11 protein-coding genes are annotated in these 13,230 nt (G+C 61.2%); 5 read left to right on the top strand and 6 right to left on the bottom strand.

The genetic code is table 11. The features are described 5' to 3' along the window. Nucleotides 1-181: 181 nt before the first annotated feature. The 3 genes from HGHM_RS09605 to HGHM_RS22280 form a co-directional block, all read right to left on the bottom strand. Nucleotides 182-949, bottom strand: a complete 768-nt coding sequence (locus HGHM_RS09605; RefSeq protein WP_019141314.1) for a phosphoribosyltransferase — start codon at nucleotides 947-949, stop codon at nucleotides 182-184. Between the two features lie 3 nt (nucleotides 950-952). Continuing rightward, entirely contained in the window at nucleotides 953-1,618 is a 666-nt protein-coding gene (locus HGHM_RS09600; RefSeq protein ID WP_019141313.1) for a dienelactone hydrolase family protein, read from the bottom strand. Between the two features lie 165 nt (nucleotides 1,619-1,783). Next, nucleotides 1,784-3,004, bottom strand: coding sequence for a GGDEF domain-containing protein (locus HGHM_RS22280; protein WP_019141312.1), 1,221 nt, complete (start codon nucleotides 3,002-3,004; stop codon nucleotides 1,784-1,786). A gap of 575 nt (nucleotides 3,005-3,579) precedes the next feature. Here HGHM_RS22280 and HGHM_RS09590 point away from each other — a divergent pair. Continuing rightward, nucleotides 3,580-4,077: a hypothetical protein gene (locus HGHM_RS09590; RefSeq protein WP_148415463.1), complete on the top strand. Its 498-nt coding sequence runs from the start codon at nucleotides 3,580-3,582 to the stop codon at nucleotides 4,075-4,077. A gap of 215 nt (nucleotides 4,078-4,292) precedes the next feature. After that, entirely contained in the window at nucleotides 4,293-5,222 is a 930-nt protein-coding gene (locus tag HGHM_RS09585; RefSeq protein WP_026075869.1) for a LysR family transcriptional regulator, read from the top strand. A 45-nt stretch (nucleotides 5,223-5,267) separates the two neighbouring features. On the opposite strand, the gene HGHM_RS21085 is transcribed toward HGHM_RS09585, so the two are convergent. Together HGHM_RS21085 and HGHM_RS09575 are read right to left on the bottom strand one after the other, a co-directional pair. Beyond that, complete coding sequence (locus tag HGHM_RS21085) at nucleotides 5,268-6,386, bottom strand: malate/lactate/ureidoglycolate dehydrogenase (RefSeq protein ID WP_019141309.1); 1,119 nt, start codon at nucleotides 6,384-6,386, stop codon at nucleotides 5,268-5,270. Nucleotides 6,387-6,494: 108 nt separating this feature from the next. Further along, the gene (locus tag HGHM_RS09575; protein ID WP_019141308.1) at nucleotides 6,495-7,469 is read right to left on the bottom strand and encodes a Bug family tripartite tricarboxylate transporter substrate binding protein; all 975 of its coding nucleotides are present in this window, start codon (nucleotides 7,467-7,469) and stop codon (nucleotides 6,495-6,497) included. Between the two features lie 297 nt (nucleotides 7,470-7,766). Here HGHM_RS09575 and garL point away from each other — a divergent pair, with 297 nt between their 5' ends. Further along, entirely contained in the window at nucleotides 7,767-8,543 is a 777-nt protein-coding gene (gene garL / locus HGHM_RS09565; protein WP_019141306.1) for a 2-dehydro-3-deoxyglucarate aldolase, read from the top strand. A 42-nt stretch (nucleotides 8,544-8,585) separates the two neighbouring features. On the opposite strand, the gene HGHM_RS09560 is transcribed toward garL, so the two are convergent. After that, nucleotides 8,586-9,677, bottom strand: a complete 1,092-nt coding sequence (locus tag HGHM_RS09560) for a malate/lactate/ureidoglycolate dehydrogenase (RefSeq protein ID WP_019141305.1) — start codon at nucleotides 9,675-9,677, stop codon at nucleotides 8,586-8,588. A gap of 167 nt (nucleotides 9,678-9,844) precedes the next feature. On the opposite strand from HGHM_RS09560, the gene HGHM_RS09555 reads away from it, so the two are divergent. After that, nucleotides 9,845-11,560 (top strand): thiamine pyrophosphate-binding protein, encoded by a 1,716-nt coding sequence (locus tag HGHM_RS09555; protein ID WP_148415461.1) that lies wholly within the window; start codon nucleotides 9,845-9,847, stop codon nucleotides 11,558-11,560. A 36-nt stretch (nucleotides 11,561-11,596) separates the two neighbouring features. Beyond that, complete coding sequence (gene garD, locus HGHM_RS09550; protein ID WP_019141303.1) at nucleotides 11,597-13,180, top strand: galactarate dehydratase; 1,584 nt, start codon at nucleotides 11,597-11,599, stop codon at nucleotides 13,178-13,180. Nucleotides 13,181-13,230 lie beyond the last annotated feature (50 nt).

Raw genomic sequence — 13,230 nt, 5'->3', positions numbered from 1 at the left:
CGCCGACGAGCCAATTTGCCACCTTCTTCTTAAAGGCAGGTCGACCGCGCAGGCTTCCCGTTTTGTGTCGGGCAGCCGGGCTCTGCTGGCGTGGAGACGTTCTCCCGTCTGCTGTCCACGTCTGCGTTGTCCCGCGTTGCGATACCGGGAAGCGACGCCATCGCATCCAGCTGCGTGTCATTCATCGCTTGCGCGGCATGTCCGATGGTGTCGCAGGGTTCGATGGCGGCAAGGTCATGATGCCGGACGACGCGTGCATGTCGTTTCCCTCGGCTTGCGCACTGCCATTGTGTTCCTGCGCTGCATCGTGGAGCCGTGCAATGACTTCTTCATCGCTGGTCTGATCGAATTCCGCGTAATAGGGACTGACTGCGCGGAAGTCGCGCGGAACAAGCAGGCAGATGCCGTCATTCGCGGAGTCGCAGAGCGTATCGAGCACTTCTCTTGCCGCTACCGGCACGGCAAAGATCACTTCGCGTGCGCCTGCCTTGGCCACTGCCGCCAGGGCCGTTTTCATGGTGCCGCCGGTTGCAATTCCATCATCGACGATAAGAACCGTGCGCCCCTGCAGCGGAACCGGCGGACGATCGCCGCAATAGAGTTTTCTACGGCGCTCGATTTCCGCAAGCTGGCGCTGCTTTTCTTCCTCGATATAGCCTTGAGGCGGGTTGACCTGCCGGACCACGTTTTCATTGAGGATCAGCTGGGGATGCGCGCCATCCGCGACTGCACCCAGGCCCAGCTCCGGAAAATAGGGGGCGCCGATCTTGCGCACCAGCAGGACATCCAGCGGCGCCTCGAGCGCTCGCGCCACTTCATAAGCGACCGGCACACCGCCGCGCGGCAGGCCAAGCACGACCGGATGGCTGTCCTTCAAATGCATGAGGGCGGCCGCAAGCTGGCGTCCGGCATCGCGCCTGTCTTTAAAAGGAGCATGGCTGAAGTCCACTTTCTACCTCCCGCTGTACTTGCCCGGCAAATGCTGGATGAACCAGTTGGCAGCCAATGTAAGAACCTGGTTCAGGGTGCCGGGTTCCTCGAAGAGATGCGTTGCGCCGGGCACGATAGATAGCTGCTTATGCGCGGGGATGTGTTCCAGTGCCTGCCTATTGAGATCGAGCACGGCGGCATCCAGGCTGCCCACGATCAGCAGGGTAGGTGCTTGCACCTGCTCCAGCATGGCGCCGGCAAGATCGGGCCGCCCGCCGCGCGAGACGATGGCTGCGATTTCAGTGCCGAGCCTTGCTGCCGCGACCAGTGCCGCCGCCGCACCGGTACTCGCGCCGAAATAGCCGATGGGCAGTTGCGCGGTCGGAGCATGTTGTCTGCTCCAAAGGCTTGCTTCCTGCAGGCGTGATGCGAGCAATTCGATGTCGAAGACCTTGCTCCGGTTGTCTTCTTCCTCCGGTTGCAGCAAATCGAGCAGCAGGGTGGCCAATCCGGCTTCGCGCAGGCCGGAAGCGACGAAGTTATTGCGCGGGCTGAACCGGCCGCTACCGCTTCCATGGGCGAAGAGCACAATGCCTTTGGGTTCATCGACAAGCCCAAGCAGGCCGGGAAGCTTGCTCGGCCCGATCCGGACTTCATCGACGCGCTTGGACAAGGATCCCATTGCCATCTCCCTGGCATAGCATGAAATATCTAAAGCAAGATGCCTGCCATGATGCGCGGGGGAGCGGCTCAAGCGGAATGGAAATGATGCTGAGAGGCGCGGACTTGAAAAGATGCTGCGCGGCTTGCGCAGATGAAGGGAACAGGCAAGGCGGCAGGCGAAACCATCGAGTTACTCGCCTGGCGGTTCCAGTGCAGCATGCTGTTCGTGAACCACTACCTGGTTTCGCCCCCGCTGCTTGGCCTTGTAGAGGGCAACATCGGCGGCGGTGAGCAGATCTTGGGTGGAGCGCCCGAGCCCTGGCATGGCGAAGGCCACGCCGATGCTGACGGTGACAACCTTGGCGGCGGAAGAACGTTCGTGCGGGATGCCAAGTTGCTGGACTTGCTCGCGTATCATTTCTGCCATTTCGCGGCCTTGCTCGGGCGATATGCCGGGAACCAGGCCGACAAATTCTTCGCCACCAGTGCGCGCCAGTATTTCATCCCTGCGTCGGAAGCTCGCATTCAGCAGGGCTGCAACCGAGATCAGTGCCTTGTCGCCGGCGACATGTCCGTAGCTGTCGTTAAACGCCTTGAAGTGGTCGACGTCGATGAACATGACGCACAGGGGCGTTCCTGCCTGCTGGGCGCTGCTGAGCAGGAGCGGAAAGCGGATGTCGAAATAGCGCTTGTTGTAGGCGGAAGTGAGGCCGTCGCGATAGGACAGGTCGGCGAGGGTCGCGTTCGCATTCTGAAGCTCTTCCTTGCGCGCGGCGTCGCGTTCAACCAGCAGGAAGTTGCGCCTTTCGTCCAGTTCCTGCCGATAATTGCTGATCAGCGTCAGTACCGTGGTGGCAAGGAACAGAACAAAGTTGTTGACGTGCGAGGCTGTGGGGATATGGTTTGCAGTGAACGAAATGAGCGCAAAAAACGCGAGGAAGATGATGGAAGACCGTAGGGCGAGGGTAAAGCGGAATCTGATGACGACATTTCCATACACAATGAAGAGAATGAAGCCGACGACTTCCTGCACTACCAGCGGTGCCGTACTTTTCAGCATCATCCAGCAAGTAATGCCCCCAACGAACCAGGCGACGCCTGCGACAAACGACTCGCGCAGCTGATAACTTTCAATGAAGGGAAACAGGGCGCAGGCGAAGACGAGGAGGGGAAATCCCACGAACAGCCGGATTTTCCAAACGCTGAGGTAAACGTCCGGCAGCAGCACCCGGTCGCAAAGTGCGAACAGCAGGTAGACCAGAATGCCGACGCAGGAGGCATATACGACGTGGCGCGTGCGCTCCTTTTTGATCTTTTGCTGGAAATAGCTCTCGATTTCCGCGGGAAAGGTAAGGAACCGGGAAGGATGGGCCAGCAGCGCGTCGACGGTGTCTGGAGAAAGTTTATGCATAACTACGTCGTGCACAGGCAATGCATGAGGGTTCGCACAACTCCAGCAAGGATGTTTGCCTCGCTCGGGCCGGCGCCATGTCAAAACAATTTACCAATTATTGCACGAAAGAAATATATTAGCTGCGCCAGCCCTCATCCCCGCACAATTATTCTTTTTGAATGTTGCTCTAAATAAACAAACGTCTTTTCTGTTTTTAAAGTATCGCTTATTGAAGACAAGACGCACTATCTTTCGGAATTCGTCTTTTCTCTATTCTTGATTCCGTGAAGTATTCTCAGAATATTTCAGTTTGCGTGATTTTTTGGATCCCGCTTCCATAGGTTCTTATGAAGCGGATTTATTTCCATTTTTTCATGTCCAAAATTATGCGGTTGGACAAATGGCGCTTTCGTTTGGATTGCCATCATGGCAGTCAGCCGGCCCGAATGGCAAAGGATAACCGCATCTGGCAGGGGGCGGACAGCGACGTCAGAGCGCGATCATGATTCTTCACCTATGGAGAGATTATGGAATGGCTAGGGCAACGCCAAGAGCATCAGCGCGGCAGCAGGCAAGGCTGCCTCGGTTTGGCAGTGTTTATCGGAACAATCCTGTTTAATCCCATACACGTCCATGCGTTCGAGCCGGGATCACTGGCAAGCGATGCGCCGCAGGCATTTGCATCCGGGAGCGGCTGGCGCCGGATGGCCGAGGAAGACCTAAGGCGCGTTTCAGCCCAGGGATTCACGGATCGCTATCCCGAACGCCTGTTTGGAAATGTTTCCAGATATTCGTCGCCGGGCGGGAATGCGGTCGACGTATGGAGTGGAATAGCGAGCTTGTTGAACCCCGTATGGGATTTGGTGGACGCGGAAACGAGCTTCAGAAATGCCATCTACAATCCGAACAATCCAGCCACCATCGTCGACAGAAACGGCACTGCGCTCGTTCGCCTGCCAAGCTCGATCGAAGAGCTGAGATTCAGGCACATCCATGTGCGCGGCTCGGGTGGCCCCAGTTTCGGTGACGTAACCATCCGGAACGTCGAGATCGGAGGCACCGTGGTGAGGATCCGGACGACCAAGAAGTGAGGAATGCTCACATACCCCGGGGCGCGGGGTATGCGGCATGACGTGGAAGGCGGAAAGCCCCGGGTTTGCAAGCCCGGGGCTTTTTCATGGTGTGCAGCGATCCGTGCATCGTCCCGGCGCTTTCGCCGGCGCCGCAGCTTCGTTACATGAGGGAATTGATTGGAGGTACTATTACCCGCTTCAGCCGTCCGGCTCGCGTTTGTACCTGGCTTACCATGAATTCAGACGATCTTGAATGCTTCATCCGTGTCGCCAATTGCGGCAGCATTTCCCGTGCAGCCATGGAGCTCGGCACCGACCAGTCGACGGTAAGCCGGCAGATGGCGCGGCTGGAGGCAGCTTCAGAGACCCGGCTGTTTCACCGCAGCGGCCGCGGCGTGGTGCTGACGGATGCCGGCCTTGCCCTGTTCGAGCAGGCGCGCAAGGTCATGGCTGCGCTGGAGGAAGCGAAACAAGCCATCCACAGCTTCTCGGAACAGGGGCCGGCGCGGGTTGTCATTGCGGCGCAGCCGACTATCGCGCGCATGGCATATGGCGCGGTCGGAAAGGCGCTCAAGAAGAAATTCCCCAAGACCCGGTTGCGCTTCGTCGAAGGCCTCGGCATGCATATGGTGGAGTGGCTTGCAACCGGCGAGGTGGACATTGCGATTCTCTACGTGCCGATGCACACCGGGGGCCTGAAGGTCGACCCCTTGTTGCGCGAACCGATCCGGCTGGTGGTCCCGGCCGGTTATTCGCACATCGGTGCGGAGTTCAATGTGAGGCAGCTTGGCCAGGTACCGCTGATCCTGCCGAGCACGCCGCACGGATTGCGGCTGCTTGCCGAGTCGCTGGCGCAAAAGGCGGGCGTGTCCCTGGATATTGCCATGGAGTGCGACGCTTCGACGAACGTCACGCGCCGGCTGGTGGAGGAGGGCTGCGGATGCACCTTGCTGCCGCTGGCATCGGTGATGGATGAAGTGGCGAAGGGAAGCCTGCGCACTGCACGCCTGACCGGCCCCGAGGTGATGCGCGAGGTGGCCATCGCCACCGCCAGAAATCGCCCCCCGGTCACGCAGCTGTGGGGCGTGATGCAAACCATACGGCAGGAAGTGACTCAGATCGTCGCCGAAGGCAATTGGCCGGACGCGCAACTGCTTGAATAGCACCAGCCGGCGGCTTTGCCCATAGGGTGGATAAAGGCGGCAGCCTTATCTCTCCATGTTCCCCCGATGTGCCGCGATTTCCAGTCGCGACAGAGGCCCGGGCGAATTTCCTTTCGCACGCTCAACCGCAGCCGCGGCTTCATCCATCTGCGCCAGCGTCCCGCTGTCGATCGGCACTGCTTGCGCCCGCGCCTTTCTGGTTGCGCGCTCGGGATCTCCCGGCAGCAGCACGCCCGGGCTGCCTTCCTGCAGAGGCGCCGATTGCACCCATTCGACAAAGGCACTGAATTCGCTGCCGAAAACCTCAGTCGCTCCCATCCGCTGCGGGTCGAACACGATGGTCAGCATGTTGTTCCAGATTGCATGCTTCATCTGGGCATTCGGCGGACGCGTGGTATCGCCGCCGATGAGTGCGGCGCCGAGCAATTCGCACACCATTGCCAGTGCATAGCCCTTGTGTCCGGCAAACGGCACCAGCGCACCTGGGGCAGAACCGGGCGGCGGAAACATGACGCCCGGGTCGTCGGTGAAGCTTCCTTCATGGTCGAGCAGCGAACCGGGCGGCACCCTGGATTTGCTGTTGTAGGCCACGCGCACCTTGCCGAGTGCAATGGCGCTGGTCGCGAAATCGAGCAATACCGGTTCCCGTCCGGGAACCGGAATGCCGACCGTGAACGGATTGGTCAGGAAGCGCCCCTGCTTTCCTCCATGCGGAGCGACGATCGGCTTGCTGACCGCATTGACGAAGTGCACCGACACCATGCCGGCGGCAACCGCCTGTTCCGCCCAGTGGCCGACGCGGCCGAGGTGATGCGAGTGCCTCAGCCCCATCACGCACACTCCATGCTCGCGGGCCCGCGCAATTGCGAGCTCCATCGCTTCATGCGTGACTGCCTGACCCATGCCGCGCTGCCCGTCGAGAGTGAGCATGCTGCCCGAATCCTGCATCACGTGCGCATGCCGGTTCAGCTGCAGCTCGTCCGCCAGCCATGAATTGACATAGCGCGGCACCATGCCTACGCCATGCGAGTCGTGGCCGGCGAGATTGGCGCCGACCAGGTGGTCCGCGGTCAGGATGGCTTCACGGTGTTCGCTGCCTGCCGCCAGCCAGAGATCGGTAACCCAGCGGTGCAGGGCAGAAGTGGGGATGAGATGTTGAGCCACAGTCGAAAGTGATTTGGGTTGAAGGAAAAGCCTGTTGTGCGATCCGGTTCGCTCGAAGACGGACCGATCGCACCGGGTCTCCGAGCGCGATCGGTCCGTCCGGGCTTCTTACTCCATCGTGATCTTCGCAGACTTGATCAGTTGCGCCCATTTGGCGACTTCGGCCTTCTGGAAGCTGCCCAGTTCGTTCGGGCCGGCACCGGACGGTTCCACACCGAGGGCCATCAGGCGGCTGGTGAGTTCGGGGTCATGAATGATCTTTCCGATTTCCTTCGCGAGGCGGTCCACGATAGGCTGGGGCGTCCCGGCCGGTGCGAAGACGGCTTGCCATGACACGATTTCATAGCCCGGCAGGAAATCCGCCAGCGGAGGCACGTCGGGCAGTCCGGTCGCGCGCTTGGCCGAGGTCACGCCGAGCGCGCGCAGTTTGCCGGCCTGAATATGAGGCACGGCGGCGAGGATGTTTTCAAAGACGAGATTGACTTCACCGCCGAGCAGGGCCTGCATGGCTGGGGCGCTGCCCTTGTACGGCACGTGCAGCATCTTCGTGCCGGAAAGGGATTGGAACAATTCGCCGGAGAGATGTTGCGAAGTGCCGTTGCCCGATGAAGCGTAGGTCACCGCATCCGGCTTGGCCTTGGCGGCAGCGATGACATCCTTGACCGAGTGGAAGGGGCTGTCGGCTCTGACGACCAGGACATTGGGAAGCGTGCCGATCAGCGTGACCGGCTGAAAATTCTTGACCGGGTCATACGGCATTTTCGAGTACAGGCTGACATTGATCGCATGCGAGCTGATCGTGCCGCCGAGGATGGTGTAGCCGTCCGGCGCTGCCTTGGCGACGTAGTCTGATCCGATGTTGCCGCCGGCGCCCGGCTTGTTTTCCACAATGACCGTCGTGCCGAGCACGGGGCCGAGCTTGTTTCCGATCAGTCGCGCAAGTACGTCAGTGGTGCCGCCGGCCGCAAAAGGTACCACGTAAGTGATCGGCTTGCTCGGCCACTTGTCCTGTGCCTGGACGGAGCCTGCTGCGATGACTGCTGCGGCACAGGAAAGCGCAGCAAGATACTTGCTGAATTGCATGATTGTCTCCTTCGTGTAGTTTTAATCTGCGCCCTGGTTTTGCGCGGGAGCGGCGCATGCCCAGAACGGTGCTTCAAAATGTACACTCGTCCCGCAGGCACGATCTTGCGCAGGAGGCATAGCAGAAATGCGCAAATGCCGGAACCCGCAACCTGGCTTCGACGATAATCTCCCGGTATGCCATGAAACGGCCAACAGTACCTTGATGACTGTCGCCATCGCATTTCCTGCCACCGGTGGGCTGTGGGCGTTCCGGCAGGTGAAAATTCAGCATGCTAAGAAAATGGAGGAGGAAGGATGAACAATGCACACAACCGTCTGCCAAACAGGTTCCGGCAGCGCGTGCTGGCCGGCGAGCGGCTGATCGGCTGCTGGCTCGGGCTGGCTGACAACCTGGTAAGCGAAGTGGTCGGCTACGCAGGCTTCGACTGGCTGCTGCTGGATGGTGAGCATGCGCCGAACGATCTCAACTCACTGGTTGCCCAGCTGCAGGCGCTCAAGGACAGCAGCAGCGCGCCGGTAGTGCGGCCGGACTGGAATGAACCAGTCCGCATCAAGCGCCTGCTCGACATCGGTTTCTTCAATTTCCTGATCCCGTTCGTCGAATCCGCGGAGCAGGCGCAGGCGGCGGTTTCCGCCACCCGTTATCCTCCGCAGGGGATACGGGGCGTATCGGTGGCCAACCGCGGCAACCGCTTCGGCTACGAGCCGGATTATTTTGCGACGATCAACGACAACATCTGCGTCATGGCCCAGATCGAAAGCCGCAAGGGAGTTGACGCCTGCGCCGAGATCGCGATGGTGGACGGGATCGATTGCCTGTTCATCGGCCCCTCCGACCTGTCGGCCGCACTCGGCCATTTCGGGCAGCCGCAGCATCCGGAGGTGCAGGAAGCGATCCGCCACGTGGCCGAGACCGCCAGGTCCAAGGGCAAGCAGGTCGGCATCCTTGCCCCGGTGGAAGCCGACGCGCAGCGTTATCTCGGCATGGGCATTCATGTCACCGCAGTAGGCAGCGACATCGGCCTCCTGAAAAATGCGAGCAGCGCGCTTTGCGCACGGTTCAAGAAGTAGGGCAGGGCAGTTGCGGACGGCGTCGGCGCAGTTCGCAACTCCTTACCGCACGACTGACTCGATCTCCCCGGGGCGCATGCCCACCGCCAGCGCCGCTTCGGTGATCTGCCTCCAGCTCGTGCTGTCGATAGGGATGCCGGATTCGCTGCGCTCGGCCTTGCGCAGGCGTTCCGGCTCGCCCGGTACGTAAATTTCGCCATGCCCCGCCAGCCGGGGCGAGGCCTTGACCCATTCCACGAAAGCGTCGGCTTCGACTTCGGCATCGGCCGCATCGAATGCCTGCGGATCGAGGATGACCGAGAGCATGCAGTTGACGATGGCACTGCCCTTGACCTTCGTCTCTTCGTGCGTCGTGTAGCCGCCGGTGAGGGCACCGGCGAATATTTCGCACATCGCCGCCATGCCGTAACCCTTGTGTCCGCCAAAGGTGCGCAGAGACCCGAAGGGTGCTTCGTGCATGACTTTCGGATCGGTGGTCGGCCTCCCTTCATGGTCCATCAGGCAGTCTTGGGGGACCGGCACGCCCTTGTTGTAAGCGACGCGCGTCTTGTTGACCGCGATGCTGCTGGTCGCGAAATCAAGCACCAGCGGCGGCCTGCCGCTACGCGGGAAGGCGGCGCAGAACGGATTGGTGCCGAAGCGCCCGCCAAAGCCGCCGAAGGGAGCAACCTGCGCAAAACCTGCGACATTGACGAAGTGAAAAGAAACCAGGCCCGCAGCGGCGCATTGTTCCGCCCAGTGCCCGATGCGGCCAATATGGTGGGCATTGCGCAGCCCGACCGCGCAAATGCCAATCTTCTTCGCGCGTGCAATGCCAAGTTCCATCGCTTCGTGCGCAATCACCTGGCCGAATCCGAGTCCGCCTTCCACCGTCAGCACGGCGCCGGCGTCGCGCGCGATTTCGGCATGCCGGTTCAGTTTCAGCAAGCCTTCGTTCAGAGCCCGGACGTAGCGCGGGATCATGCCGACGCCGTGGGAGTCGTGCCCAGTCAGGTTGGACATCACGAGATGGTCGGCGACCAGCGCTGCTTCGGTTTCGCTGCTGCCTGCCTGCTGCCAGAGTTTCCTGACGAAGCGATGCAGTTCCGGAGCGGCAATATGGATGTCGGAAACGGGAGTCTCAAGGGTGTGCATGCTGTTCTCCTGGAATCATTGCCGGAGGATGGCGGATATGAACTCTAGCGTCCCTTCAAGGCAGGTGTTATCGAACTTTGGCATAGCAGAAATGCGAAAAACCTTGAAGCGGGCACGGTGCGCTTTGCGACAATGCCTGCATTCCCCATATTCCGATGGATATCCTCATGAACCAGCCCGTGCCGGCCTTCGGTGCCGCCGATTCCTCATCCGCTTCTTCGACTGTCATGCGTTCCGGCGGCCGCATCCTGGTCGATGCGCTGCGCGTGCATGGAGCGGACCGCATATTCTGCGTTCCCGGAGAAAGTTATCTCGACGTGCTCGACGCCCTGCATGATCATCCGGAAATCCAGGTCGTCGTTACCAAGCATGAAGGCGCTGCCGCGAACATGGCAGAAGCAGACGGCAAGCTCACCGGTCGCCCCGGCATCTGTTTCGTCACGCGCGGACCGGGCGCCACCCATGCCAGCATCGGCGTGCATATCGCCGCCCAGGATTCGTCACCGATGATTCTCTTCATCGGGCAGATCGCACGCGAGCATCGCGGCCGGGAAGCCTTCCAGGAAGTCGACTATGTATCGATGTTCGGTTCCATCGCCAAATGGGTGGCGGAAATCGACGACCCGGCACGGATTCCCGAACTGGTTGCGCGCGCATTTCAATGCGCGACCTCCGGCCGTCCCGGCCCGGTGGTGCTGTCCCTGCCAGAAGACATACTGGGTGCGATGTGCGCAACGGAAGATAGCCAGGCATATCGTCCTGTGGCCGCATCGCCCTCGCAGGCGGATCGGGAAGCCCTGATGCAAGAACTGCAGCAGGCCAGCCAGCCGCTGGTCATCGTCGGCGGAGCGGGCTGGAACGATCAGGCATGCGCAGATTTTGCCGGCTTCGTCGCCACCTGGAACCTACCCGTCGCCGCATCGTTCCGGCGCCAGGACCTGTTCGACAATCGGCGTGAACAGTATGCCGGCCACCTGAGTCTCGGCATGAATCCGAAACTGGCACAGCGGGTGCGCGATGCCGACCTGATCCTTGCCGTAGGCACCCGGCTCGGTGACATCAGCACCGACGGCTATACGCTCCTGAAGCCGCCGCGCAGCCGTCAACGACTGGTACACATGCACGCCGACGCCGCCGAACTCGGGCGCGTGTACCAGCCTGACCTGGCGATCCATGCCGGCGCGGCATCCGGAGCGGCGCTGCTCAAATCGCTGCCGGCACCGGCGGATCGGCCATGGGATGCATGGACAGCCAGTGCTCATCGCGACCTGCTGGAGTTTTCCGCCATCCCTGTACTGCATTCCCGGCACCAGGGGGTGGACATGGGAGAAGTCGTGTCCCATCTCGATCGGATCCTGCCCGAAGACGCGATCCTGACCAACGGCGCCGGCAACTACACCGTCTGGGTCCATCGCTTTTACCGGTACCGCCGCCCGCGAACCGAGCTGGCGCCAACCTGCGGGGCAATGGGGTACGGCATGCCGGCGGCGCTCGCGGCCAAGCTGCGGCATCCGGAGCGCACCGTAGTCTGCTTCGCAGGCGACGGCTGCTTCCTGATGTATCCGCAGGAACTGGCGACGGCGCTGCAATACCAAGTTCCGGTGATCGTCATCGTGGTCAACAACGGCATGTACGGGACGATCCGCATGCACCAGGAAAAGCGCTTCCCCGGCCGCATCAGTGCGACCGAGCTGACGACGCCGGACTTCGTGGGCATGGCACAATCCTTCGGCGCGCATGCCGAACTGGTCGAAGCGACGGAAGCATTCCCGGCAGCCTTCGCGCGGGCACGGGAGGCGGGTCGGCCGGCATTGCTGGAACTGCGTGTCGATCCGAGACAGATCACGCCGCAGCTCCGGCTCGCGGATCCGGCGCAGCAATGACGGAACTAGCAGCTTGCAGAAGAAAGGAAAACGCCAATGAATACGGAATGCACATCCGCGGAACTCGCATCCGCAGGGGACGCCGCAGCCCCGCGCTACATCCTAATGAACCGCAATGACAACGTCGCGATCGTCGTCAATGATGGCGGACTGCCTGCGGGAACCGTGTTTCCATGCGGGCTGACCCTGCATGACCGGGTACCGCAAGGGCACAAGATCGCACTCAAGGATTTTGCGGAAGGCGATCCTATCGTGCGCTATGACGTCACGATCGGTTACGCCATGCGCGACATCCCGAAGGGCAGCTGGATCGACGAATCCCTGGTACGCCTGCCGCCCGCGCGCGAACTCTCCAACCTGCCGGTGGCCACGCGTGCAGTACCGAAGCAGGAACCGCTGGAAGGTTATACCTTCATGGGCTACCGCAACCCGGATGGCAGCGTCGGCACCCGTAACATCCTCGCCATCAGCACGACGGTGCAATGCGTATCAGGCGTCGTCGACTTTGCCGTCAAGCGTATCAAGGAAGAGTTGCTGCCCAGGTATCCGAACGTGGACGACGTCATCGGCATCGAGCACAGCTATGGCTGCGGCGTTGCGATTGACGCTCCCGGCGCGGAGATACCGATACGGACCCTGCGCAATATCAGCATGAATCCGAATTTCGGCGGGCAGCCGATGGTTGTCAGCCTCGGATGCGAAAAGCTGCAGCCTGTGCGGCTATTCCCTCCCGGCAGCATTCCGATCCAGGATAGCGAGTCCAACCTCGTCATTCTCCAGGATGCCGAGCATGTCGGATTCGAATCCATGATCCAGTCCATCATGCGCGTCGCGGAAAGGCAGCTCGCCCGATTGAACCGGCGCCAGCGTGAAGAGTGTCCTGCGTCGGATCTCGTGGTGGGCGTGCAGTGCGGTGGCAGCGATGCATTTTCCGGCGTGACGGCCAATCCTGCAGTGGGCTTTGCAAGCGACCTGCTGGTGCGTGCCGGCGCGACGGTGATGTTTTCGGAAGTGACCGAAGTCCGGGACGGCATCGACCAGCTGACGGCAAGGGCGGCGGACCCTGAGGTTGCTGCAGCCATGGTGCGCGAGATGGAGTGGTACGACAACTACCTGCGCAAAGGCGGCGTGGACCGTAGTGCGAACACCTCGCCGGGCAACAAGAAGGGCGGCTTGTCGAACATCGTCGAGAAGGCGATGGGTTCCATCGTCAAGTCCGGCACCAGCCCCATCTCGGGCGTGCTTGCTCCGGGTGAAAAGGCGAAGCAGAAAGGCTTGCTCTATGCTGCCACGCCAGCGAGCGACTTCATTTGCGGCACCCTGCAGGTTGCTTCCGGCATCAACATGCATGTATTCACGACAGGACGCGGCACGCCCTACGGTCTTGCCTCCGTTCCCGTAATCAAGGTCGCCACACGCAGTGACCTGGCGCGCCGATGGCACGACCTGATGGACGTGAACGCCGGCCGCATCGCCACCGGCGAAGCCAGCATCGAGGACGTGGGCTGGGAATTGTTCCACCTGATGCTCGACGTCGCCAGCGGACGGAAGAAAACCTGGGCAGAGCACTGGAAGCTGCACAACTCGCTCGCCTTGTTCAACCCGGCGCCGATTACCTGAACAAAAGGGGCGGCAAACCCGGCGCACGAGCATGTGTTGCTCGTGCGACG

The organism is Noviherbaspirillum massiliense JC206 (assembly GCF_000312045.1).
Taxonomy (GTDB): Bacteria; Pseudomonadota; Gammaproteobacteria; order Burkholderiales; family Burkholderiaceae_D; genus Noviherbaspirillum; species Noviherbaspirillum massiliense.
Note: the sequence above shows the minus strand (reverse complement) of the source record. Positions and strands in the feature narration are given on the sequence as shown.

Coding starts and splice junctions, on each gene's coding strand:
- garD (WP_019141303.1), top strand. CDS start 11,597: ATGAATACGGAATGCACATCCGCGGAACTCGCATCCGCAGGGGACGCC.
- HGHM_RS09600 (WP_019141313.1), bottom strand. CDS start 1,618: ATGGCAATGGGATCCTTGTCCAAGCGCGTCGATGAAGTCCGGATCGGG.
- HGHM_RS09575 (WP_019141308.1), bottom strand. CDS start 7,469: ATGCAATTCAGCAAGTATCTTGCTGCGCTTTCCTGTGCCGCAGCAGTC.
- HGHM_RS09560 (WP_019141305.1), bottom strand. CDS start 9,677: ATGCACACCCTTGAGACTCCCGTTTCCGACATCCATATTGCCGCTCCG.
- HGHM_RS09555 (WP_148415461.1), top strand. CDS start 9,845: ATGAACCAGCCCGTGCCGGCCTTCGGTGCCGCCGATTCCTCATCCGCT.
- garL (WP_019141306.1), top strand. CDS start 7,767: ATGAACAATGCACACAACCGTCTGCCAAACAGGTTCCGGCAGCGCGTG.
- HGHM_RS09585 (WP_026075869.1), top strand. CDS start 4,293: ATGAATTCAGACGATCTTGAATGCTTCATCCGTGTCGCCAATTGCGGC.
- HGHM_RS22280 (WP_019141312.1), bottom strand. CDS start 3,004: ATGCATAAACTTTCTCCAGACACCGTCGACGCGCTGCTGGCCCATCCT.